Origin of the sequence: Aquiflexum lacus, assembly GCF_015476655.1 — a bacterium.
GTDB classification, from domain to species: domain Bacteria; phylum Bacteroidota; class Bacteroidia; order Cytophagales; family Cyclobacteriaceae; genus Aquiflexum; species Aquiflexum lacus.
Map to the genome: position 1 here is coordinate 93,968 of NZ_JABFHF010000009.1, position 24,731 is coordinate 118,698.

The window sequence follows — 24,731 nt, forward strand, 5'->3', positions numbered from 1 at the left end:
TAGAAAATGCGATGAAAGCCATAAATATATTGAAAATCGGGATGTTGTTTTTGATAGCACTACAATTGGGTGCCATGATCAGTCCATCTGATAATCTGACAGAAAAAATCAAAGCCAACCTGAGGAGCTATCAGGTGTATTATTCTCCTGAAAAAGTTTACCTGCATCATGATAAACCCTATCATCTGGCCGGAGATACATTTTGGTTTAAGGCTTATGTCCTAGATGCCGCAAAATTGGAGGCAAGCTCCAAAAGTGGTGTGTTGTATGTCGATTTGATCAGTGAGGACCAACAATTGGTGGACAGGCTCACTTTACCCATATCCGATGGAGAGGCTTTTGGAGATTTTTATTTGCCGGATGACCTTCAGGAAGGAAATTATACATTGGTGAGCTATACCAATTGGATGAGGAATTTTGGTGAAGAGATTTTTTTCCAAAAAGACTTTTATGTGTTGGGCAAACAATTTAAAAAACCAGTAACCGCTACAGAATCAGACCAAAGTGCAATAGATCTACAGTTTTTCCCCGAGGGAGGAGATTTGGTAGCAGGGATTCCCAATGAGGTAGCTTTCAAAGCCTTGAATGAGGATGGATTTGGAGCAACCGTTGAAGGAGCTATTTATGATGAGCAGGGAAAGATGGTAGTTGCGTTCAGGGATCATTTTGTAGGTATGGGGTCTTTTGTCTTTACGCCGAAAGCACCAACAAAATATGTTGCTAAATTAAAAAAGGACAATGGTGAAACTGAGGAGTATCCTTTACCTGAGATCAAAGACCAAGGTTGGGCGCTTCATATGGATGAAGTCAATGATCCGGAAAACATATTGGTAACTGTCCAGTCTACTATCCCAGAAAGCAAATCCGCTCTGCTTTTTGGAATTGCAAGGGGAAAATTGATTCATACAGAAAAAATTGATGCTTCGGGGAACAAAACCATCTTCATTCCCAAGAAAAATTTTCCAATTGGTGTGGCGCGTTTTACCCTCACTGATTTAGAGGGTGAGGCACTAGCTGAACGGTTGGTCTTTGTCAATCATTCAAATCCCAACCAAGTCACTCTCGAAACTGACCAGCAGGAATATCAACCCAGAGAGGAAGTAAATCTTTCCATCAGGTATCAAGGTGATGTGGAATTGTCCCATCTTTCAGTTTCAGTGACGGCAGATCAATTGACTTTTACTTCCGATCATCAGGAAAATATAGAAACCTATTTGTTGCTCAGCGCTGACATTCAAGGGCACATTGAATCCCCGGGATATTATTTTGTATCGGATGATCAACCAAGACAGGAAGCACTCAGGCATCTGATGATGACCCAAGGTTGGAGAAGATTTGGTTGGGACAACCTTTTGTCAGAAGATTTCCCATTGATGAGATTTCCCAATGAGCTCGATCTCAATATCCGAGGCAAATTGGAAAGGGCCAATGGGAGTCCGGTGGAACAAGGAGAAGCCACATTATTCCTGAAAGATAAATACACTACATTTATGCTTACAGAGACCGATGATAAAGGTGGATTTTCATTTGGGGGATTTTATTTCAAAGGGAATATTCCTGTGGTCATCCAAGGCGTGGATAGTCGGGGCAGGCGTGATAACGTAGAGGTCAAAATCCTTGAAAATGACTATATCCCAAAAATCGCTCAGAACCGTATTTTGTTTAAGGGAAAAACTTGGGAGGATTTGTCAACCGATTTATTACCCAATCCCAAACAGTCAGAGGAAGGAATTGAAACAACGATATGGGGTTTGGAATTGGGAGAGGTATTGTTGCAGGAAGTGGTGGTAGAAGGTAGGGCAGATGTCTATGAACCCTTCAGATTACATACTAGGGCCGATGCAGTGATTTTCAGAGACCAACTTCCCATAGCCCCCTCGGGAAATGTCCTGGAAGTCCTTCAGGGCCGAGTGGCAGGATTGCAGGTGACCAAGACAGGCATGAATGAATTCAGGGCTGTAATCCGGGGAATGGGTACGCCTTTATATCTTTTGGATGGTGTTCCCATCAGCGAGAATTCATTGAGCATGATCAATCAATTTGATATCAACAGGATAGAAATACTCAAAGGTCCCGGTACAACAGGTATTTATGGTGGTCGGGGCAGTGGTGGAGTTATTGCGTTTTTCAGCGAAATGGGCACCATGGAAGAGATTGACCCCGAAGGAGGAAAACATATTATCGTACATCAAGCATCAGGCTTCAACCGAACAAGACAATTTTATTCTCCGAAGCATGAAACGACTGAATATTATGAGCTGCCCGATGTGAGAAGTACAGTATATTGGAACCCCACAGTTTTGCTTGGTCCAAATTCAAAAAGAGAAATCAGCTTCTTCACCGGTGATGTTTCCGGCCGTCATCGCGTTCAGGTCGAAGGAATCACTAAGGATGGTCAGCCTGTTAGTGAGGTGTTTTATTTTGAGGTTAAGGGGGATTGATAATAATGCATATTTTTTGAAAAATCAGGGTTAAATCTCTAAATTTCAGAAACCCCATCAATATGAAAACTCTGTCTAAATCCTTTTACCTTCTGACCCTTCTAATAGCCATTATATGTTCTCCAAACCTTTTTGCCCAAGAACAATTTAATTATGACGAATCCAAAGTTCCTGATTTGGTTTTGCCAGATCCTTTTGTCAGCACCAATGGTGAAATTATAAAATCTGTGGATGATTGGGAAAGCATCAGAAGACCGGAACTGATGCGGCTATTTGCTGAAAATGTATATGGTGGTATTCCGAGGGATTTTGATGAGATACATTTCAATGTTTCGACAGATTCCGATCATCTTTACAAAGAGGTGGCAATGAAAAAAAATGTGACAATCAGAGTTACCAGAAATGGAAAAGCTCAGACCGTAAATTTGTTTGTCTTTTTACCTCTCGAAGAAAAAGGTCCTCACCCGGTGTTTCTTTTGATCAGCCATAGAAATGTGCAAGGACTGCTTGAAGATAAAGAAGATCGGTTTTTTCCTATAGAACAAATTGTACGTAGGGGATATGCAGCGGCAATTTATGATGTGGAAGACGTTTCACCTGATGACAAAGATAGATTTGCAAATGGAATATTGGAGTCACTTTATCCTGAAGAATTGAAAAATTCCGGAGGCATGCGTGGCTTGGCAGCTTGGGCTTGGGGAGCGATGCGGGCCATGGATTATTTTGAAAGTGAAAATGCTATTGACCATAAAAGGGCTTCGCTAGTCGGCCATTCAAGGGGCGGGAAAGCAGCTTTATGGGCCGGGGCCAATGACAAAAGATGGGCAGTGGTCATTTCCAACGAATCCGGTTGCGGGGGTGCGGCATTGTCACGAAGGAGATTCGGCGAAACGGTGAAGCGCATCAATACCAATTTTCCTTATTGGTTCAATGACAATTTCAAGACTTTCAATGACAGGGAAGATGCCCTGCCAATAGACCAACATCTTTTGGCTGCCTGTATTGCCCCGAGGTCTATTTACTTTGCCTCAGCCATAGAAGACCAATGGGCGGATCCAAAAGGAGAGTTCTTGTCTTTTAAATTAGGTTCCAGGGTTTACACAGATATTTATGGAATAAAGGTTGATCTTCCGGAAAGTTTTGAAAACCACCAAAGGACAGTCCACACGAATTCTATGGGTTATCATATCCGTGAAGGTAAACACAACCTGACGCTTTATGATTGGGAGAGGTTTATGGATTTTGTGGATAAGGAGTTCAAATAGTCCCATAGGGACGACCGATTTAATAGCCACAGTTTTTGAACCGTGGAATCTGAAAATCGAGACCTGCTCAAAGTCCCGTAGGGACGGACGATTTAAAAAGGAATTTTTATATACCGTTGTAGGATTAACCTTAATTTAATTGATAAAATTGAAGATAGAATCTGGTTTTATTTTCAGTTTTTACTTTGCTTTTTCGCTATTCGGTTGGTTTATATTGGCATGCTTATTTCACTGTTTTTCCTTTTCTCAAATTGGGTATGTATTTTTTTTAATTTAAGGATGTATATTTAAGTGTTATTAATAGTCCTATGAAAACAATCAAAATTGAATTACCCGTTGAAATTGAGAGGCAATTGAAATTGATCAATGAAGATGAGCAAACCTTTATAGTTGAAGCGATTAAAGAAAAAATCAATAAGAGAGAATTTTTGAACAAGAAATTGGAAGAGGGCTATAAAGCGACTTTTCAAGAAGATATAGCACTCACGAAAGATTTTGAATCTATCGATTTAGAGGAATGGCAGTAATTGGTTTTCCCAAAAGAGGAGATATTTATTGGGCAAATTTAGATCCCACTATTGGGAGTGAAATTTCTAAAACAAGACCTGTTTTAATAGTTTCGAATGATATTAATAACCAATTTTCTTCTACGATTAGTATTTTGCCAATCACTTCTAATGTGGGAAAAATTTATCCTTTTGAAGTTTTGATTAAAGCTAAAGAAAGTGGGTTGAAGACTGATTCAAAAATAAAGGCTAACCAAATTAGAACTTTGGATAAAGTGAGAATTGGGAAAAAAATAGGAGAATTGCCTTTAAATAAAATCAATGATGTTAATATTTCAATCATGATTCATTTAGGGATTGAAAAGATTTGAATATTCCAATATCCCAATATCCCAATATCCAACCCCCATTCAATCAAAAACTCAATCCACCCTCTTCATCGTCCTCAAATACCCCATCAAATCCACAATCTCTTTTTCGGTGAGGTTTTCGAATAATCCCGGGGGCATCATGGATACTTCTGTCACATCCTTGGACTGTATACTGGATTTGTTGATGATGACGGGTTCTTGGCCTACGACCCGAAGGGTAATCTGCCTTTGGTTTTCGCCGATAATATTTCCGGAATAGGTCCTGCCATCCCGGGTATTGATCACGACCATCTTGTAGTCATCCTGGATTTCAGCACTGGGTTCTATCACATTGAGTAAGATATACTCCACATCCGAACGATTGGAACCCGTCAGGTCAGGTCCCATTTCGCCACCTTCCCCGAACATCTTGTGACAACTGCCGCAAACTTGGTTAAAGACCATTTTCCCTGATTTTATATTTGCTGAGGCGATCGCAGATGGTTGGAGTATGCCTCTGTATTTATCATAAGCAGCTTTGTCACTGGGCACCTGTTCTATTGGTCCCCAAACTTCTATAATCCCACTTCCGACTACCCGAAGCAATTGTCTCGCAACACTCACAGGGACTTCTGCTTTGGCTATTCTTTTATCCTTTATTTCCCGGGTCAGCATATTGCCATATCTTGATCGGGAGGAAAGGGTCTGCATGGCTACCTGTTTTTCTTCAGCATCAAAGGTCGGATACTTCTCTAACAATAATCTCCCTAAACTTTCATTGTCAAAAGCGGCAATGGAACGAATGGCTTCTTTCCTCATGGCAGGTTCTCCGATCAATCCCGGCAATTCGGAAATAAGCCCGGACCTTTGTTGTGCCGTGAGGGTTTGCAGTGCTTTTTGTCTTTGGTCGAGAGGTTGCTTTTTATCTTTGAGAATCGTAAATGCCCGTTGGGTAGCTTCCGTATCTCCAAAAAGGCTTGAAATCTCTAAGGCAAGTGCTGCCTTATTCCCATCTGATTTCTGCATTTTCTCTGCCACACCCTTCCAATTCGACGGGATTTTCAGGTCAGTCCTCCCTTCCATACCGCTCAACATTCCCGACATCAGCAGTTCTGTATTGGGGCCACCTTCACCGATAAATGCAACCAATTTTTCGATTTCATCTCCATCAACAGACCTTCTTGCAATGTTTTGAGTGACAAATGGGATTTTGGATTGCGTGGAAAGTTCTAGAAAATTATCCACGTTTTCAGTGATCAAAGATTCTATTCCATACCAAATGATTTTAGGCAGGTTATGGTCATTGGCATCTTCGGAGTGGTGAAGCAAGTTAGCAGCAACCAACAACTTGTCTTTAGAGGGAATCCTTTGCAGTGCAGTGGCAAGGTATAGTCTGACTACAGGAGAAGTATCCTCATCTGCCATTTTCCTGAATTTAGCCAAAGCTGTAGTAGATGGATTAAGGTCTTCACAAAGCAACTGTATTGCCCAAGCTCTGATATGAGGGTCTTTATCTGACAGTGCATCGAGCAGTTCATTTTCATTAAATCCTCCAACCTGATGCAAAGACCACATGGCCCTTAACCTCCAATCAGGATTTTTATCATTTTGGTAGAGGTACTTTAAACCTTTGATGGTGTTTTCTTCCAATTCTCCCTTGACAGCTCGTTTATGTAAAATCCCCCTTGCTCTTCTGGCATGCCAATCACTTTTATTGGTCTGAAGGGAAATCAACTGTTTATCCGACATTTTATTCAGATCAGAATACCTTCCTTCAAAATCCAGGGCCAATGATTTTTCGGGCATGATTCTGAAAATCCTTCCTGTTTCCTCATTCAGGACTTCCTGACCGCAGATATCCGCATCATGCCAATCCAGCACATACAATCCTCCATCCGGTCCGATTTCCATACTGAAACCCACCCATTGGGCATTGTTGGCCAACATAAAATCATCGCCATGCTTTCCTTCATAACCTGAACCTTTTGGAAGAAGTATGTCGGAAAGCACAGCATGTTCATGGATATTGGCCATGAAAATCCTGCCTTGTTCTTCTTCAGGAAAGGCATCCGATTGGTATACCCTTGCACCGCCATGGGCAGAACGGTGGCTGTGGTCTGCAATGGTCTTGATATCTTCGTAAACATAAGGATTGAAATGTTGCCCACCCTGACGGTGGTAAATTCCTCCCGGAATCACATGCCAAAGGTGAGGAATGACACAGGCAGTCATCAGGAGTTGGCCTTTGGCATCATAATCTATCCCCCAAGGGTTGCTGAAACCATGGGCCACCACTTCAAACCTATCCTTAACAGGGTGGTAACGCCAAACACCCCCATTAATATCCACACCATCCTTCTCCAATAAATCCTCCGGAAAAGGGTCTTTGTGGTAATAGAGTTTGGCATCACCGTTTGGTTTTCTGATTTTGGAAGGCGTCGCAAAGCCCTGTAACCCATAAAGCCAACCATCCGGACCCCAATGTAAGCTGTTCAGGGTTTCATGTCTGTCACGGATACCCCAACCGGTCAGCAAAATCTCAATATCTTCCAAATCCGCTTTGTCATCTTGGTCTTTGTCCGGGACAAAAAGAAGGTTCGGTGGTGCTCCCACGTAAAGTCCATCAAAACCAACAGCAATCGCTGCAGGAAATGCCAGGCCTTCCATAAAAACCTTTCTGCTGTCCGCAACCCCATCGCCATTGGTATCCTCCAAAATCAAAATCCTGCTGTCCCCGGAATTAGAAAATCCATGACCTCTTGATTCATAATCTTTGTTTTCCGCAATCCAAAGCCTTCCCCGGTCGTCCCAACAAAATGCCATGGGCTGTGTCATCATCGGTTCGGAAGCCCATACGTTGACCTGATAGCCGGGTTTGATGGTCATCGCTTCCACTGCTTCTTGTGGGTTCAAAAATTTCGCATCCCTGCCTTCTCTTTGGGCAAGTCCCCAAAGTTCGGTGGTGTTGTACATGCCCTTTCTTCCGGAAAAATCTCCCCAAGCTTCGGTTAATTTGATGTCATTGACTTCTCCTGTGTAGACCATGAGTTGTAGCTTGATGGTTTCTGTTTTTCCTTTTTCTATCACCCAATCCCCATCTTTGGTAAAGGCAGGCCCCAAACCCAATTGCCCATCTACCCGCCATTTGTTGGGATATCCCCTGTTTTCGGGATGGTCGAAAACCGCAATATTGGCAAAGTCATCTCGTCCGTCAACCTGCATGCCTACATTGACCCACATGGATGGTTGTCCTTCTGCATTTTCGTTTTTCTGACGGGCAGCATTTACTATCTCTCCTTTGATTCCCTCTTTCCAGGGCATTCTGATAAATAAGCTCCCATAGTCGTATTGCCCGATAGTGATCGGTTCAATTGCTTCCCCTTTCCATTCCAAATCCAAAAAATATTTACCTTCTTCTTCCCGTAAGGACCAATTTTGGGTTTCAAGCATGAGCGCTTCTCCTTTTTCATTCAATAGTTGATAGACTGTCTGCCATTTGACTTCATCGCCTTCTATCTCTATCACATTCAGGGCAACCTTTTTCCAGTAATCTTCCTGAGGGTTATGAAAATAATCCCGACCATTGACCCTTGTCAAACCCCAATAAAGACCGGTCTGATGTTTGTGATGTCCCGGACTGTATTCTGTCAAAATACCTTTGCCATCGGGTGCTATAATAGGGTGAATGTATGGTCTGAAACCCTCCTTGGCATTCTGTACCAAAATGGGTTCATTTTCTCCTTTTCTATGAATGGAAATGGCCCCATCTTTTTCCTGATGTATTAAGGTCAAAAGGGTAGGGCCATCTTTTTCACTTTCATTTTCTGAAACCCCTGATTGGTTTCCGGAACAGGAAAAAAGTAAAAAGAGGATACCTGAAAGGATTAAATGGGAAAGTGGTTTTGACTGAATCATTTTGGGGATGTTTCTTGGGTGGAGAGAATATTTATCTCAGGTTAATCAATGAATTAATTTGATTTTGACTTGAATTTAATGAAACCATGAAATTAATTTCTAGCATAGTCGAATTTTATAGAAAAAAGTGTTTCAATTTCGATTATAATCGAAATTTGATTATTTCAGGTATCAAATATTTAATTTTGCAGATTGATATCCATGCAGTAGTTTGCATCTACATAACCAATCAACGCAAAACCAATTGAAAAATCAAAAAGAACTTTTCCAACTTCCGGAAGATATCCACTATTTAAACGGTGCTTATATGTCGCCTTTGCTTCGCAGTGTGGAAGGAGCGGGAATAGCCGCCTTGATCAAAAAAAGAAATCCTACCCAGATTTCCCCAGCAGATTTTTTTTCTGAGGCAGAAATATTGCGGGAAAATTTCGGAAAGTTGGTCAATTGCCCGGCTGAACAAGTTGTTATTATCCCTTCAGCCTCCTATGGGCTGACTTCAGCCATTAATAATCTTCCAAAAGACAATGGTTCCACCGCCTTGGTGGTTTCTGATGAATTTCCAAGTGGTTATTACGCCATTGAGAAATGGTGTCAGGATAATGATAAGCAATTAAAAGTCATCAAAGCCCCGGAATCAATGATTTCCCGTGGTCAGGAATGGAACGAGCAGGTTATTGAGCGCATCAATGATGACACGGCAGTTGTGATGATGTCTTCCATTCATTGGACGGATGGAACTATGTATGACCTGAAAGCAATCGGGGAAAAATGTAAAACTCATAATGCACTGTTTATTATCGACGGCACCCAATCTGTTGGTGCCTTGCCCATTGATGTAGCTTCCTTTCAGATTGATGCCTTGGTCTGCGCCGGATATAAATGGCTCATGGGACCTTATTCGATCGGATTGGCTTACTATTCCGAGTTTTTCAATGATGGGATACCCTTAGAGGAATCTTGGATGACCCGTAGCAATGCTCAAAATTTCTCATCTTTGACCAATTATGTGGATGATTATGCGGCAGGGGCAGGAAGGTACAATGTAGGAGAATTCAGCAATTTTACCTTATTGCCCATGTTGAATGTAGCCATTGAACAGATTCTGAAATGGGATCCGGCCAATATCCAATCTTATTGCGAACAGTTATCTCAACCTTTGATCAAGTTTTTAAATGATAATGGGTTTTGGGTTGAGGAAGATCAATATAGGGCAATGCATCTCTTTGGCATTTTATTGCCAGCGCATTTAGACCAAAAAGTTTTGTTGCATAAATTACAGGAGAGGAAAATCTTTGTTTCGACAAGGGGCAAGGCAATCAGGATTTCCCTTCATCTTTACAATACCAAAGAGGATATTGAGGCGATTATGGAAGTTTTGGAAACGCTACTTGAAAATTAAAAAGAAATAAGTTGCCTAATCTCACTTTGTCAATTTAAAATCCAAATTGGGGAATAGCATACCGATTTAATAATCTTTCAGATTCTAGGAAAGGAAAACCGGTTAAAATATATTGATTTTACTGTCCCTTTAGGGACCAAATATGGGTAGAAAGAGTTTGAATATGAAAGGCTTTCGTGCCTTTAGGTACGAAATAAATATTGTGCCTGCCTATCGGACAGGCAGGCCAAAAGGTACAAATACCCTTCTATAGATAATTTAATTTTACCCATATGATGATATATCCCTTAGTAAAATAAAAAGTAATTTGAAGCTCATGAAATTCACCATTCCCTACTTTCTAATTTTGCTGCTTGTTTTTTCATGCAACACCAAAAACCAAGAACAAACCGATCATTTTGGATCAGAAAACCAAGAGGTGTTTATCAAAACCATTGATGCCGTTACTTTCAAAAACCTGATGGAATCCGGAAAGGGGATTGTACTTGATGTCAGAACAAAAGGAGAAGTCGCACAAGGAGTCATCCCGGAAACATTGATCATTGACATTTATGATCCAGAGTTTTCTGAGAAAATAAAATCATTGCCCAAGGATAAAGAGGTTTACGTTTATTGCACTTCAGGGGTAAGGAGCATGATGGCTGCCAAAATTCTGCAAAGGGATGGATTTGATAGGGTTTATAATTTGAGGGGTGGGATTATTGAATGGCAGACCAATAGATTTCCTATCGAGAGACCTGTTAGGTAGATAACCCCTTTTTATTTTCAAAAAGGAACTTTATTAGGAGGTTTTTCTCTTTAGATAGCCACCTAAATAAATCCCTAGCTTAAATTCAAACAAATTTTTGTAGCTTTTTAACTTCAATCAAAACCAACCAACATGCGTAAAATATATAATTTAATGGCATTGCTGATGCTTTTTGTATTTACTGAACTTAAAGCCCAGCAAATCGACCAAACTTACAACCAAAAAATAAGGGAATTCACCACTGATGAACGCTTTTTACCCAAGTCATTATTGGATGTGGTAGACCATCCCACCATCCCTTCACCGCTCAAACATTTTGGTCATATTATCGGGGCGGAAGGGCATGTCCACCGTTCCTCTGAAATTTATGGCTACTACCAAAAACTTGCCCAGACTTCTCCCATGGTCAACATGCAGGAAATGGGAAAAACAGAAGAAGGCAGACCTTTTTATGTGGTGGTGATTGCAAATGAGGAAACCATGGCCAAATTGGATCATTATAAAAGCCAATTGGCAAAATTGTCGGACTCTAGAAAAACCAACCCGGAACAGGCTGAGAGGATTATTTTGGACTCCAAGCCGGTGTATTATGTGTCGGGTGGAATGCATGCCACAGAGATGGGTTCCCCCGAGATGTTGATGGAATTGGCCTATAGATTGGCAACATCTTCAGCACCTGATATCAAGCAAATAACGGACAATATCATTACAGTCATCAATCCGATCATGGAACCGGATGGCTTGGACAAGCAGGTAGATTGGTATTACCGATATACCAAAGGAAGAGAGTTTATTGATGATGGCTTTCCCCGTTCTCCACCATATTGGGCCAAGTATGTTTTTCACGACAATAACCGAGACGGTTTGCAGGTTTCCCAGGAAATCACCAAATCCATTTTCAAAGGATTTTTCGAGTTTCACCCTACCGTGATGCTTGACCTTCATGAGTCAGTTCCCTTGCTGTACATATCCACTGGCACCGGCCCATACAATGATTATGTGGATCCGATTACCCAAAGTGAGTGGCAGGTGATGGGTAATCATGACGTGGCCGCAGTCGCTTCGGAAGGAATGCCCGGTGCATTTACTTGGGCCTTCTATGATGGTTGGTGGCCGGGATATGGAATTTGGGTAGCGAACAACCACAATTCCAATGGACGATTTTATGAAACTTATGGCAACTCTGGTGCGGACACTTATTTGCGTGATCTGTCTACTGCAAGATTTGCAGGAGACTTGGCTACATCCAAAGAATGGTACAGACCTGACCCGGCAACTCCACAGGTGTTTTGGTCTTTTAGAAACAACATCAACTATACCCAAGTTGGGGTGATCGCCTCACTTTCCTATGCCGCCAACAATGCCAAATTGTTATTGACCAATTATTACAAAAAAGGATATAACAGTGTTGAAAAGGGTAAGAAAGAAGGACCGAAGGCCTTTACGATTGCCAAAAGCCAAAAAGACCCAGCTATGGCAGCTTATCTGGCCGGGCAATTATTGGTGCAGGGGATTGAGGTTCACGAATCAGAGGAGCATTATGTGGCTTTGACAGAACAGCCTTACAGAAATCTGCTGGTTTCCCTGATGACTGCCCAGGATTATCCCAAAGACGCCAAATTCCCGCCCTATGATGCCATTGCATGGACATTGCCTTACCTATATGGTGTTGAGGTAGAAGCAAAGGACAGCATTGAATTTGAAGTATCTTCTTTGAAAATGCTCACAGAGGCTCCCAAATATTCCGGTAAGGTTTCAGGAGATGGGGGAACGTATATATTGCCTTACCATGCCCAGAATACAGTTCTGCCGGCCTTATATTGGCTAAAGTCTCAGAATAAAAACGCGGAAATTACTGTGCTGTCCAAGCAGACTGTTGTAGGCGGAGATACCCTTTCACCAGGTTCTTTGGTTTTGAAAAAAATCAATAAAAACCAAGCCAGTTCGTTTTCCTCGGAATTTGGCTTGGACTTAAAAGGCACTTCAGCTAATATTCAAGGTTCTGACCAACAAACAGTCTCCCTGCCAAAGGTTGCGATTTACCACACTTGGTACAATACGCAGGATGAGGGTTGGTCCAGGTACACTTTTGATGAAAGGAAAATACCCTATACTTCCATCGACAAAGATGTGCTGAAAGCCGGGAATCTTAAATCCAAATTTGATGTAATAATTCTTCCACGGGTAAGGGGTAATCTGAAGTATTTTGTCAATGGAGTAGATAAAAAATTCGGTCCGATGCCATTTACCAAAACAGCAGAATTCCAATCCCACGGAATGCCGACTTCTACCAATGATATGACGGGTGGACCGGGGTATTTGGGAATAGATAATTTGAGAAAGTTTGTAGAAGAAGGTGGTCTGTTGATCAGTTTTGACAATACCAGCAGTATTGTTGCCGAGGCTGGTCTAACCCCTGAATTATCTCCGGTGAGTGCAGGTAGTTTATTCCATCCGGGTTCAATCATCCGGGCGAAAGCAAGGAATTCAGGTCATCCGGTATTGTATGGATATCCTGAGGAATTCACCCTTTTTCGAGGAAATGGTCCATTGTTGCAGACCAATAAATACAACAGGGACTTGATGCTGATACAATATGGCAGCAAACCGCTGAAAGATGAGGTTCCTTATGATGGTCATATTATGGGAATGCCTGAAAAAGCAAAAGTGGACAAAGAAGAGAAAAAAGAAGACAAGGCTAAACCTTATGTGGTATCCGGTATGGTCCGAAACGAACAGGAGATTGTGGGCCATGGCGCTGTATTCAATGTGCCTGTCGGAAAAGGAAATGTACTTGCCTTCACCTTTGACCCCCTTCACCGCTACCTCAATCATCATGATGCTCCGATGGTTTGGAATGCGATGATTAATTGGGATAGGTTAAGGTGAGGGTGGAGTACGAAGTACAATGAACCAAGAGGGGAGAAGCGAGAAGCGAGATATGAGAACCAAGAGCCAAGAAACAAGAAACAAGAGCCAAGAAACAAGAGCCAAAAAACAAAGCCTGCCCCGAGTATCGGGGAGCCAAGAGGGGAGAAGCGAGACACTAGAGGCGAGATCCGAGACCTGATTCTCAAGGGTGCTGGATGTGAGTGAGGACACTCACATCGGCGGCTGGGAGTAGGAGATACACTCATATCGGAGGCTGAGGGAGCCACTTGCATCTTTTGGGAAAAATCCCGATAGGGATTGAATACCATTAGGTTATTTGCCCCGGGTGACAACCTGGAGGATATGGGAGATTTGGATTTGGGCAAAACCCTGAATAGGGTTTAATGCAGGATGTTGGAAGACCGATGTTGGGGTTTTTGAGGATTAAAGCTTTGTTGTGAGTTGAATGAAAAATTTAACGGCATTCTAACGAACCTGGATATGAGGCAATTTATCAGGAACCCTTTGAAGAATTGCGGAGGCTCAAGGATGTGAGTGGGGGTACTCACAACGGCGGGGGGATGTGCTGGAGAAAATCCCGATAGGGATTGAATACCATTAGGTTATTTGCCCCGGGTGACAACCCGGAGGTAGGAAAAGGGCATTCGTGTTTTCCAAAAAACCCTGAAGGGGTTTAAGTAAGGATCACTGGGAATGGGGTTTACAAGACTTAGGTAAGACGTGAGCATCAAAGGTGCTGGATGTGAGTGAGGACACTCACATCGGCATAATTCGAAGAATTTCGGGGAAAAAAGAAACGAAAATCTATAATTTGTAAACAAAAGGTCAGATTTGAGACATGAAGTTTGAGAACGTAAGCCTCAAGGATTGTTAATTATCAGTTTATATTGATTACCTTCACTAATATCAACGCTAAACCCACTTTATGCACATGAAAACAATTGGAATTATTTTGGCAATTATTGGTGCCATAGGCACTGTGGTATTTGGATACCAAGCATTACAGGATTCAGAAAGCTTTAGTTTTCTCGGCTTTGATATTGCAGTTAGTTCAGCCAACTGGACTCCTGTGATTATCAGCGTAGTGCTTCTTGTCATAGGTGTGGTGCTTGCCGGACGAGGTAATAAGTAAAACCAAATGAACAGGACAGCATTCGCTTAAGTTATTTGTAAGTTTAAATAGCAACCAATACTACCTCATCTGATCATTAGTCAGATGAGGTATTTTTTGAATTTAGTTTTTCAGGGCTGGACTATTTTACCCAATGCAATTAGGAATCGAAATAATTAAATATCGTTTAGTAAGACGATATTTTAATTTATCGTTTATTTAAGCGATATTTGGATATATCGTTTATTTAGGCGATATTCAAATTGCCATGATAGCAGTCATTACAGGAGATATTATTGATTCAAGAAGCTTGGGGAGTCAGCAGGAATGGCTGATTCCCATTCAGTCTTTGTTTTCGAAATGGGGCAAGGTCAGTAAAGCCTGGGAAATATTCCGGGGGGATAGTTTTCAGTTGGAAGTCTTGGACCCGATGGAGGCTTTACAAAAGGCATTCATGATCAAAGCAACCATTAAATCCATCACAGGGGATCAATTACAAAAAAGAACGGGGCCGGTAGATGTGCGGATGTCCATTGGGATTGGAGAAAAACTAAATGACAATACACCCATAGGAATGCGGACGGGTTCTGCTTATTATCATTCCGGCGAAGCTTTTGAACTCCTTCGCAAACAGGAACAGAACCTACTCATAAAAACTGATTGGGAAGATTTTGACAGGGAAATGAACCTGATGTTCAAATTGGCATTGATCCTGATGGATAACTGGACGGTGAGTGCAGCAGAGATAGTGGAGATTGCATTGGAAAACCCAAACCTAAAACAAATTGAAATTGCCTCCATGCTGGAACTCGAGCAACAATCTGTCAGCGGAAGATTCAAAAGGGCCTATTTTGAAGAATTGATGGAACTGGACAATGTTTATAAACTAAAGCTCAAAAAACTTTTGCCATGATCATATTTGTCAAACTCCTCTTGGCCCATTTAATTGGAGATTTCATGCTTCAATCAAAATCATGGATTGAGGACAAAACAAAAAATAAAGGAAAATCCTCTAAGCTTTACCTACATGTTTTGATACATGGAGCCTTGGTGATGTTGTTGTTTTTTGACCTTAGCTATTGGCCATTGGCTCTAGGGATCACGATTCCCCATTTTTTTATAGACTGGGCCAAGCTGTCTTTTCAGAAACCAACGAATAAAACTTTCTGGTTTATTTTTGATCAATTTCTGCATTTACTGGTGATTGCAATTGTGACATTGATTTGGATATATCCTGATACTTCATGGTTGGCGTTTCTGCAGTCAATTAGGTTTTGGTCCTATATGACGGCATTGGTCTTTTTGGTTTTTGCAGTCTCGATCATTATGAATGTACTCCTGTACAAATGGTCAAAACAAATCATGGACGAGGAAGATCAGTCACTACCAAATGCCGGAAAATACATTGGAATTCTTGAAAGACTATTGGTTTTTGTATTCATCATCACCGATCATTGGGAAGCAGTTGGTTTTTTGATCACGGCAAAATCTGTCTTCCGCTTTGGGGACCTTAAAGAATCCAAAGATCGAAAATTGACCGAATATATCCTGATAGGTACTCTTCTCAGCTTTGGTTTCGCCATCCTTACTTCTTTGGCTTTTCAATACCTGACTAAATTCTTTTGAGAATTAATGAAATAACGTGATTAATATGAACCGTAGACCATTCTTAAAAAAGCTGACCGTATTGAGCAGCGCCATTTCCACTATGCCATTTATCACCTTTGGGAAAATGCATTTCCCTGTAAATCCAACACTCAAATTCATCATTGCATCTGATGGACATTATGGTCAGCCCAATACTGACTTCAAAAAATCTCACCATGCGTTAATTGAAGCCATACATTTCGAGGAAAATGTGGATTTTGTGGTTTTCAATGGAGATTTGATCCATGATGAACCCAAGTGGATGCCTGAAGTTAAAAATGTATATGACACGCTCAAGGTTCCTTATTTTCCTGTAAAAGGAAACCATGACCGAATTTCAGAAACTGAGTGGGAAGAAATTTGGGGAATTCCCGCGGACCATGCATTTATCAACAAAGAAAAGTTTGGGGTAATACTCGCCAACAGTTCCAATCAGGCAGGCGACTACCTTTGTGTTGATGCTCTTTTTCTAAAAAATAAATTGGAGGATTTTAAACACTTATCCCATGTTTTTATAATTATCCATATTTCTCAAAATGACTGGACTAAGCATGGAGTGGCCTGTTCGGAAATATTGGAAATGATCGGAAGCTACTCCAATGTCCGAGCAGTATTTCATGGCCATGACCATGATGTGGACGGCATCATGCTCAATAGGAATAAACCATACCTCTGGTCAGGACATTTTGGAGGCAGTTGGGGTTCACCTCATCCGGGCTATCGAGTTTGTGAAGTGGGAGAAGACGGGAAAACTATCACCTATCTAAAAGCCATGAAAGATGGAATGATTTTGAGTGGACATACTATATAGTGGTTGGAAATCTACTTTCTATACATTCTGATTTTCCGCACTCTATTACCATTTACTCGCTAAGGGTTGTTATATTTAGAATTCCTAGCATCACAGCCACCTTTGTTCTGAACTGATATGACTAAACTTTTTCGGCGTAAGCTTAGCCGAATACTATCAAGAGAGAAATTTGCTTTGGCACCGGTTTCGGTCCAATTGATTGCTATTTTCATTGCAAGTGCATTGGTAATCATCCTGTTGTCTCCTTTAATTGGTGATCTTTCCACAAGTTATCGTCTATTTGCTGACCCATCCAGTTATGCAAATGCAAAAGGACCGTTACAATTGGTAGTGGGTTTGGTGCAGGTCTTGATAGGTTTGGTATTATTCTCTTTTATCATTTCGGTTTTATCAGCTGCCTTGACCACTTTGATAGATAACATCAAAAGCGGATCTCTTCCTTACGTAAAAAAAAATCACATCTTGGTCGTCAATTACAATGTCAAATTGCCATTGATTTTAGATCAGTTGAATATCAGGGCCAAAGATAAAGGGAGATTTGAAGATGTGGTACTGCTTTTTTCTGAACCTAAACTGGTAAGTTATTTTAGAACGACATATAATAAAGAAAGGTGGCCAAATCTTGAAGTCTTTGTTAGGCAGGGCGATTTATTGAACTTCAAAACGTTTAAAAGACTATCCGTTTTTAATGCGCTTGGAATTGTGCTGTTATTACCTGACCATATCGAAGATGATTTTGATTCAGATAATTTTAACTTGAAAATATTGACCACGCTTTCCAATCATCAGCCTTTTTTCCAACACTTATCAGAACGACAGGCTTCAAAACGTCCTTTGAAATGTTCCATAGAATTGTCAAGTAACCCGGACAGTACCAGGATTGCTAAGGAATTGACTTCAACAGCATTAGGGTCTTTTTTTACTGTTATTACTCCGGGAGATGTGATTGGGAGCATTCTCTCGCGGGCAAAGGTTGATGTGGTTTACTACAAAGTGTTTTTCGAAATATTGTCTTTTGATGGTTCTACCATTCAATTTGTAGACCCAAGAAATTTTTCTTCTTCGGGTAAACTGGAAGGTATGCCATTTGAAGAACTTTTGTTGAATTTTAAAGGAGGAACATTACTTGGGTTTTCAGGAGTTACCGCTGCAGGACGTTTTCAGATCAATTTGAGTCCTTTTGGCAAACCTTTACAAAAAACAGACTGGTTGCTGTTTTTGACTACCAACGTCAAAGAAATCAAGTATTCCCCTATTCCACAAGATCCTTTGTTGCTGAGCAAAAATGGGATTGTGATACCAAATGAGGTTGCCAGCAAAAATATCTGCGTAATTGGAGACGCATGGCCTTTGGGCAATATTGATGATTTCATTGACCTACCAAGTTTGGCCGCATTGAAAGAAGCATTCTTTGTTTTTGATGATCCCATGGATTACTTTAAACCTCAATTTTTGAAAAAGTTACATGATGGTAATTTTGATAATATCATCATCAACTTGGATGATGAACATGGGTTTAGATTGACGATGTTATTGATTTCAATCAATCAAAATGACCAAGCTTTCTTGTCCAAAATAGTCAGTATCCTTAATGACCCCGTTACCGAACAATTGCTGGGCAGGAAAGTGCTTCGCAGTAACACGGTATTGTCACACAAACTCTCGGCACGGTATATTGCCCAGATTTCCTTTCAAAAAAATCTGGACTTGCTCTTCTCTGAACTGGCATTTGCTGAAGGGGTGGAATTCCAATTATTGGAAGTTGGCAAACATATACCTTCAGAACTGCTGACCACCTCACTTGAATTAAGGAAGTTGCTTGCGGAATATAAAATGGTGTATGTTGGTACAGTGGACGGTGAGAAAAACATTGATTTAGAGGCCAATTCATTTGAAGGAGTCACTCAGATTCTGGTTATCATTCACCAAAACATTTTGAACCACCTTTAAAATAAAGTCCCTTTATATCTCTCTTCGATTTATAATACCTACCTTTCAGGAGATTTTTTCCATTTGAATTCTCAATCCCCCTATGATAAAAGGTAACGATACCGATACTGTCTTTCTCTCCAAGTTATTACTCAGTGATTCCAGATATACTGAAACATGTAAGGAATTGATGGCTATTTTGAATAAACATCAGATTCCATTTTATTTTCTCTCAGGGGCAAAAGACATTTGGTGCCGTGATTATATGCCCATACAAGTCGCCAAGGATAAATTTGTGCAATTCAGGTATGAGCCTTCTTACCTGAAACCTTATCCTGAACATTACACTGACCCGGTTTTTGTCTGTTCAGAAAATGGTATAGAGGCCGAAAAATCCAATATCATTCTTGATGGTGGCAATGTGGTCAGTTGGTCAGATAAGATCATTATGACTGACAGATTTTTTGATGAAAATCCTGACTATTCCAATAAAGCCAAATTGGTCTCAGATCTTGAAAAACAGTTGGAAACGGAAGTGATCATTATTCCTCAAGTCAAAATGGACTATACAGGTCATGCAGATGGGATGGTACGCTTTGTGGATGCTACTACTTTGATCGGAAATCACCGTGAATTGGAATATCAGTATTGGACCAAGAAAATGAATGTCTTACTCGAAGAAAATAAGTTGAGCTATATTGACATTCCTTTTTTTGAATATCACCTGAAGAAGCATCCATTAAATGCAATTGGATGTTACGTCAATTTTCTGGAGGTGAGCAATCTAATTGTAGTTCCAATATTTGAGGTGGAAGGAAATATGGATAAAGAAATCCAAAATATATTTAAAAAGACTTTTCCCAACCGGATTATTGAAACTATCAATTTCAATGAAATTGGGTATTACGGAGGATTATTGAATTGTGTCACCTGGACAGTTCAGTCTGACCCAAGGTTTCGGTCTTAATCCAATATCAAATATCCCAATATCCAAATTTCCACCCATCACCATTATTACCCCAAATGCCATGGAGTTTCTTGTTTCTTTTCAGAATTAAAATTAAGTTTAGTATGCTTAGCATTAGAATTTTACCATTTGGTCATTCCTATGAAGTTTACTCACAAACCCAACCTAATCCTACTGATTATTACATGCCTTTTTCACAGTTGTCAAAATTCTCCAAATGAAAAAAGAGAAGATATTAAAATTGACATCTATGCAGAACATGTAAGGACTTCCAAATTTCAGACTCCCGAAGAGGAGAGACTCAGTTTTATTCTTCCACCGGGTTTTGAAGTCACACTTTTTGCATCAGAACCGGATATTACCAAACCCATCAATATGGCCTTTGATGAAAAAGGCAGACTTTGGGTGACCCAATCTTCTGAATATCCGATTGCGGCAGGTGACGGAGGGGGAAAAGACCGAATCACCATATTGGAAGATACCAATGGAGATGGTAAAGCAGATAAAATCCAGGATTTTGCCAATGATTTGAATATTCCCATCGGAATTGTTCCTATCAAAGGAGGGGCTATTGGCTATTCCATTCCTTATGTCTACAAGTTTTTGGATACCAATGGAGATGACATTGCTGACCAAAGGGAGATCCTTTTGGGTGAATTTGAGCACAAGGATACCCATGGAATGGTCAATAATCTATTTAGAGGGTTTGATGGTTGGATACACGCTTCCCATGGATTTTCCAATATTTCTACTATTGCAGGAAAAGATGGGGATTCCATCCGAATGGTATCAGGAAATACTTTCAGGTTTAAGTTGGATGGCAGCAGGGTGGAAAAGACGACAGATGGGCGAATCAATCCTTTTGGGTCGGATTACGATGAAATGGGATACCATTATTCTGCAGATTGTCATACACTTCCGATTTTTCAGATGATCTGGGGAGGAAATTATTCCCAATGGGGCAAGAAAGAACCCAATATGGGTTTTGCACCCACCATGATGGATTATGGGTTGAAGTCAACTGCACTTTCGGGACTGGTTTATTATACCGATGATCAGTTTCCGGAGGAATATAGAAACAGTTTTTATTCTGGTGATGTGGTCACCTGTCGGATCAGCAGAAACACCATGGAGTTCAACGGAAGTACGCCAACAGCGATCAAGCAAGAAGATTTCTTGGTCAGTAAAGACCCTTGGTTCAGACCAGTGGATATCAAAATCGGTCCGGACGGGGCCATGTATGTGGCTGATTTTTACAACCGGATCATCGGGCATTATGAGGTTCCTTTGGATCATCCCGGAAGAGACCGGGTAAGTGGGCGGATTTGGAAGATTACATACAAGGGAAACCAAAGACCTATCACCGACTGGTCTAAAGCAGACAAGGAGGAATTGATAGCGGGTATGGGCAATCCCATCCTTCAGATAAGAATGACGGCAACGGATGAATTGGTGGATAGGTTAGGGGAATCGGCTGTGCCACAGCTTTTGGAATGGGTTAAAGAAGGTGAAACTGATCCTGTTCACTATATTCAGGGGATTTGGGCCTTATTCAGGTTGGAAGTTTTGCCAGATGAAATTTTGGAATCGGCCATCAAACATGAGGATAGGAGGGTAAGGGTACACGCCTACAAATTAATGGCAAACTATCTTCAATTATCAGAAGAGCAACTTTCCTGGGCGATAAGGGATTTATCGGATTCAGATCCTCATATCCAAAGGGCTGCTGCCGAAATGTTGAACAGACATCCCAACCCAAAAAGCTATAAAGCTTTGGTTACACTTCATACACAAGTCCCTTCCCATGATAGCCATCTGGCATATACAACCTTGATGGCGCTTTCCAATCATTTGCAAAAAAAGGAAATCTTGCAAATGGCCATAAAAGAAAGCTGGAATGAAGAGGAGGCAAGGTTGATCGCGCTTGTGGCTTCGGATATGAATTTGCCCGAAGCAGGGGAATTTCTTTTGGCACATGTAGAATCCTACAAACAACCAAAAGAAAAAAGTATTGCCTTTACCGAGTCAATTGCGCGGAGTGTTGATGCTGCGAAGTTGGGCCGTTTGCTGGGTTGGATTAAAAAAACTGTGGATTCACAGTCTGATGAAGCTTTTAGATGGGCTATTGCCTCAGATCAGGGATTTACCCAAAGGGGGATGAAAATGCCTTCTTCCTTTGCATCATGGTACCAAAGTTTGGCCAGTCAAATGCTGCTTGATATTCCAAACGAGATATCTTGGACCGATTCAGATAAACAAAGGCTGATATATGCCAATGGTGTAGCTGCCAGGTATAAAATGGCTGATTTGTCAACATCAATCATGAAATTGATTTCCACAAAAGAAGCTGATGAGGAAGTGAGATCTTCAGCAGCATTGGCGGTCATGCAGCTAAATCCTTTGGAGGGTGCAGAAAAAATTGCAGAAAGAATTTATGATGGAGAGGAAGAAATAAGTATCAAAAGGAAATTCGCAGTGGCTTTGGGAACATGGGATGATAATCGGTCGAGGAAATTACTTGGTGAAGCCATGAAAAATTCTCCCACGGAATTGCAAGAGACTATTGCTTCCGTATTGGCCAAAAGTCCACAGGGAAAAAGCCAATTGATGACTTTAATCAAAAATGGAGATGCTCCTGCAAGACTGTTAAAAGCAAGGTCCGTGGAAGAATCCCTGTTGGCCAAGCTTTCCTCAGAACAAATGAAGGTTTACGAAGAACTCACGGCCAACCTGACTCCGATTTCAGATGAAAGAGAAAAGTTGATCACCAGCAGGTTAGCTGATTTTGATCCAAATAATAGTCAGGTTGATGGTGGCCATATTTATGAAAGCAATTGCAGTATGTGTCATCAGATCGATAAAAAGGGCGGCCTGATAGGACCACAATTGGATGGCGTTGGCAATTGGGGAAAAACTGCTTTGGCGACCAAAATCCTGGATCCTAACAGAAATATTTCAGAAAACTTCAGAACCTACAACATCAGCCTTAAAAATGGTCAGACTGTATCAGGGCTCTTTAGAAGGGAAGAGGGACAAACCGTCGTATTGGCCAATCAGGTAGGGGAAGAATTTACCGTTTCCCGTCAGGAAATCAAGGAAATGGTTCCTTCCAAATATACCTTGATGCCGGATAACTTTCACACATCCTTATCAAAAGCAGAGTTTGACGGATTACTTGTTTATTTATTGAATATCAAATAAGAAGAAATGAAAACCCAAAATACCAACCAAAAGAATTTGGCCAAATCAATTAATAGAAATGTTCTCTTTCTTTTTTTGCTGACTTTGGTATTGTCATGTAATGATCAGAAATCCCCACAGCAGTCCCCACAAGCTGTAAAAGGTGAGCGGATAACTTTCAAAAAACATATCCTGACCCATGATTTTTTAGCCGAGGGAGTTGGCGTAGGAGACGTTAATAACGATGGACTCATTGATGTAATGGCTGGAGCTTTTTGGTTTGAAGCTCCCGATTGGACCATGCATCAACTCACCAAGCCCATGAAATTTGAATATGATAAAGGTTATAGCAATGCCTTTGTCAGTCAGGGAATGGATGTCAACCATGACGGTTGGGTAGATTTTGTCAGGATAGGTTTTCCCGGAAAGGAAGTGATGTGGTTTGAAAACCCGAAAAATAAGGGAGGCATTTGGAAATCCCATGCGATCTATCCCACACTAGGAAATGAATCAGCGGGATTTTATGATCTGGATGGAGATGGAAATCTTGAAATCATTGGTGGAAATTCTTCCACAGGAGAGATCATCTGGATAAAAGCCCCGGAATCTACCGAAAATTTGGAATGGAAAGTATATACCGTCAGTCGCAAAGATAGCCCTGGAGCAGCCCCATTTTCCCATGGATTGGGTGTCAGTGATATGAATAGTAATGGGAGAAATGACATCATTGTCAAAGAAGGTTGGTGGGAGTCGCCCGAAGACCCCCGGAGTCCGGATTGGAAGTTTCATCCCGCCAATTTAGGTGAGGCTTCAGCGCAGATGTATGCTCATGATTTTAATGGGGATGGTATGAAGGATGTGCTTTCCTCCTCTGCCCATGAATTGGGTGTTTGGTGGCACCAACAAATTAAAAATCTAAATGGTGAGATTTCATGGAAGACCCATTACATTGACAGTACTTATACCCAAACACACGGAGTGGCTTTTGTAGATGTCAATTCGAACGGATTGCCGGATTTTATCACCGGGAAAAGATTCTTTGCCCACATGGGTTCAGATCCTGGTGGGATGGACCCGCCTTATCTGTACTGGTATGAGTTTTTCTCTGGACAAAATCCACAATGGATTCCGCACAGAATAGATACTGATTCAGGAGTGGGCGTGCATGTCGTGGCAGAAGATATTACAGGTGACGGATTGGTGGATATCATTATTGCCAACAAAAAAGGAGTATTTGTTTTTGAGCAGGAAAGAAAAGAATAGTGATATAATCCTTATTTTTGAAAAATGGAAAATAATCACAACCAAGACCCCAAAGCTCAGCCGAATAATCCATTGCATGGTGTCAGGTTGATTGATATGATTGAATATTTGGTCAATAAGTATGGATGGGAAAGACTTGGAGAAAGAATAACTATCCGTTGTTTTACACATGATCCTTCCATCAATTCCAGCCTGAAATTTCTCCGCAAAACCGAATGGGCAAGAAAGAAAGTTGAAGATCTGTATGTGAGAACGGTAGAGAGGGAGAAGGGAAGATAGAAGGGTGCCATGTACCAACATTTCTCCT

Annotated in this window: 17 protein-coding genes; 16 read left to right on the forward strand and 1 reads right to left on the reverse strand. The window is 41.1% G+C overall.

Annotated features, from left to right (window positions below):
- Positions 1-11 precede the first annotated feature (11 nt).
- The 4 genes from HMJ38_RS10190 (at position 12) to HMJ38_RS10205 (ending at position 4,583) form a co-directional block, all read left to right on the forward strand.
- Positions 12-2,441: a TonB-dependent receptor plug domain-containing protein gene (locus HMJ38_RS10190; RefSeq protein ID WP_194974287.1), complete on the forward strand. Its 2,430-nt coding sequence runs from the start codon at positions 12-14 to the stop codon at positions 2,439-2,441.
- Positions 2,442-2,503: 62 nt separating this feature from the next.
- Complete coding sequence (locus tag HMJ38_RS10195) at positions 2,504-3,706, forward strand: alpha/beta hydrolase family protein (protein WP_194974288.1); 1,203 nt, start codon at positions 2,504-2,506, stop codon at positions 3,704-3,706.
- A gap of 308 nt (positions 3,707-4,014) precedes the next feature.
- Positions 4,015-4,233, forward strand: a complete 219-nt coding sequence (locus HMJ38_RS10200; protein ID WP_194974289.1) for a hypothetical protein — start codon at positions 4,015-4,017, stop codon at positions 4,231-4,233.
- Positions 4,224-4,583, forward strand: a complete 360-nt coding sequence (locus HMJ38_RS10205) for a type II toxin-antitoxin system PemK/MazF family toxin (protein ID WP_194974290.1) — start codon at positions 4,224-4,226, stop codon at positions 4,581-4,583. Before HMJ38_RS10200 ends, HMJ38_RS10205 begins: the two co-directional genes overlap by 10 nt.
- Positions 4,584-4,634: 51 nt before the next feature.
- Here HMJ38_RS10205 and HMJ38_RS10210 read toward each other — a convergent pair whose 3' ends face one another.
- Complete coding sequence (locus HMJ38_RS10210; RefSeq protein ID WP_194974291.1) at positions 4,635-8,477, reverse strand: PVC-type heme-binding CxxCH protein; 3,843 nt, start codon at positions 8,475-8,477, stop codon at positions 4,635-4,637.
- Between the two features lie 244 nt (positions 8,478-8,721).
- Between HMJ38_RS10210 and HMJ38_RS10215 the strand changes: the two genes are divergently transcribed.
- The 12 genes from HMJ38_RS10215 to HMJ38_RS10270 all read left to right on the forward strand — a co-directional run bounded on the left by HMJ38_RS10215 (position 8,722) and on the right by HMJ38_RS10270 (position 24,703).
- Positions 8,722-9,876 (forward strand): aminotransferase class V-fold PLP-dependent enzyme, encoded by a 1,155-nt coding sequence (locus tag HMJ38_RS10215; RefSeq protein ID WP_228779991.1) that lies wholly within the window; start codon positions 8,722-8,724, stop codon positions 9,874-9,876.
- Positions 9,877-10,192: 316 nt separating this feature from the next.
- Entirely contained in the window at positions 10,193-10,624 is a 432-nt protein-coding gene (locus HMJ38_RS10220) for a rhodanese-like domain-containing protein (protein WP_228779992.1), read from the forward strand.
- Positions 10,625-10,756: 132 nt separating this feature from the next.
- Complete coding sequence (locus HMJ38_RS10225; protein ID WP_194974292.1) at positions 10,757-13,513, forward strand: M14 family zinc carboxypeptidase; 2,757 nt, start codon at positions 10,757-10,759, stop codon at positions 13,511-13,513.
- A 928-nt stretch (positions 13,514-14,441) separates the two neighbouring features.
- Positions 14,442-14,648 carry a hypothetical protein gene (locus HMJ38_RS10230; protein WP_228779993.1) on the forward strand — a complete coding sequence of 69 codons (207 nt, stop codon included), beginning with the start codon at positions 14,442-14,444 and terminating at the stop codon, positions 14,646-14,648.
- A gap of 247 nt (positions 14,649-14,895) precedes the next feature.
- On the forward strand, positions 14,896-15,540 hold the full coding sequence (locus HMJ38_RS10235; RefSeq protein ID WP_194974293.1) for a SatD family protein: 645 nt from the start codon (positions 14,896-14,898) through the stop codon (positions 15,538-15,540).
- Positions 15,537-16,253, forward strand: a complete 717-nt coding sequence (locus HMJ38_RS10240) for a DUF3307 domain-containing protein (protein ID WP_194974294.1) — start codon at positions 15,537-15,539, stop codon at positions 16,251-16,253. The genes HMJ38_RS10235 and HMJ38_RS10240 overlap by 4 nt, the downstream gene beginning before the upstream one ends.
- 25 nt (positions 16,254-16,278) lie before the next feature.
- Positions 16,279-17,085: a metallophosphoesterase family protein gene (locus HMJ38_RS10245; RefSeq protein ID WP_194974295.1), complete on the forward strand. Its 807-nt coding sequence runs from the start codon at positions 16,279-16,281 to the stop codon at positions 17,083-17,085.
- Between the two features lie 117 nt (positions 17,086-17,202).
- On the forward strand, positions 17,203-19,035 hold the full coding sequence (locus HMJ38_RS10250; RefSeq protein ID WP_194974296.1) for a hypothetical protein: 1,833 nt from the start codon (positions 17,203-17,205) through the stop codon (positions 19,033-19,035).
- An 82-nt stretch (positions 19,036-19,117) separates the two neighbouring features.
- On the forward strand, positions 19,118-19,981 hold the full coding sequence (locus HMJ38_RS10255) for an agmatine deiminase family protein (RefSeq protein WP_194974297.1): 864 nt from the start codon (positions 19,118-19,120) through the stop codon (positions 19,979-19,981).
- A 141-nt stretch (positions 19,982-20,122) separates the two neighbouring features.
- On the forward strand, positions 20,123-23,182 hold the full coding sequence (locus HMJ38_RS10260; RefSeq protein ID WP_194974298.1) for a PVC-type heme-binding CxxCH protein: 3,060 nt from the start codon (positions 20,123-20,125) through the stop codon (positions 23,180-23,182).
- Between the two features lie 6 nt (positions 23,183-23,188).
- On the forward strand, positions 23,189-24,424 hold the full coding sequence (locus HMJ38_RS10265; protein WP_194974299.1) for an FG-GAP repeat domain-containing protein: 1,236 nt from the start codon (positions 23,189-23,191) through the stop codon (positions 24,422-24,424).
- 24 nt (positions 24,425-24,448) lie between these two features.
- Positions 24,449-24,703, forward strand: coding sequence for a VF530 family protein (locus HMJ38_RS10270; RefSeq protein WP_194974300.1), 255 nt, complete (start codon positions 24,449-24,451; stop codon positions 24,701-24,703).
- The last annotated feature ends 28 nt before the right edge of the window (positions 24,704-24,731 follow it).

Excerpts from the sequence above, each read along its gene's own strand:
- HMJ38_RS10190 (WP_194974287.1), top strand. The coding sequence starts at position 12 with ATGAAAGCCATAAATATATTGAAAATCGGGATGTTGTTTTTGATAGCA.
- HMJ38_RS10195 (WP_194974288.1), top strand. The coding sequence starts at position 2,504 with ATGAAAACTCTGTCTAAATCCTTTTACCTTCTGACCCTTCTAATAGCC.
- HMJ38_RS10200 (WP_194974289.1), top strand. The coding sequence starts at position 4,015 with ATGAAAACAATCAAAATTGAATTACCCGTTGAAATTGAGAGGCAATTG.
- HMJ38_RS10205 (WP_194974290.1), top strand. The coding sequence starts at position 4,224 with ATGGCAGTAATTGGTTTTCCCAAAAGAGGAGATATTTATTGGGCAAAT.
- HMJ38_RS10210 (WP_194974291.1), bottom strand. The coding sequence starts at position 8,477 with ATGATTCAGTCAAAACCACTTTCCCATTTAATCCTTTCAGGTATCCTC.
- HMJ38_RS10220 (WP_228779992.1), top strand. The coding sequence starts at position 10,193 with ATGAAATTCACCATTCCCTACTTTCTAATTTTGCTGCTTGTTTTTTCA.
- HMJ38_RS10225 (WP_194974292.1), top strand. The coding sequence starts at position 10,757 with ATGCGTAAAATATATAATTTAATGGCATTGCTGATGCTTTTTGTATTT.
- HMJ38_RS10230 (WP_228779993.1), top strand. The coding sequence starts at position 14,442 with ATGCACATGAAAACAATTGGAATTATTTTGGCAATTATTGGTGCCATA.
- HMJ38_RS10235 (WP_194974293.1), top strand. The coding sequence starts at position 14,896 with ATGATAGCAGTCATTACAGGAGATATTATTGATTCAAGAAGCTTGGGG.
- HMJ38_RS10240 (WP_194974294.1), top strand. The coding sequence starts at position 15,537 with ATGATCATATTTGTCAAACTCCTCTTGGCCCATTTAATTGGAGATTTC.
- HMJ38_RS10245 (WP_194974295.1), top strand. The coding sequence starts at position 16,279 with ATGAACCGTAGACCATTCTTAAAAAAGCTGACCGTATTGAGCAGCGCC.
- HMJ38_RS10250 (WP_194974296.1), top strand. The coding sequence starts at position 17,203 with ATGACTAAACTTTTTCGGCGTAAGCTTAGCCGAATACTATCAAGAGAG.
- HMJ38_RS10255 (WP_194974297.1), top strand. The coding sequence starts at position 19,118 with ATGATAAAAGGTAACGATACCGATACTGTCTTTCTCTCCAAGTTATTA.
- HMJ38_RS10260 (WP_194974298.1), top strand. The coding sequence starts at position 20,123 with ATGAAGTTTACTCACAAACCCAACCTAATCCTACTGATTATTACATGC.
- HMJ38_RS10265 (WP_194974299.1), top strand. The coding sequence starts at position 23,189 with ATGAAAACCCAAAATACCAACCAAAAGAATTTGGCCAAATCAATTAAT.
- HMJ38_RS10270 (WP_194974300.1), top strand. The coding sequence starts at position 24,449 with ATGGAAAATAATCACAACCAAGACCCCAAAGCTCAGCCGAATAATCCA.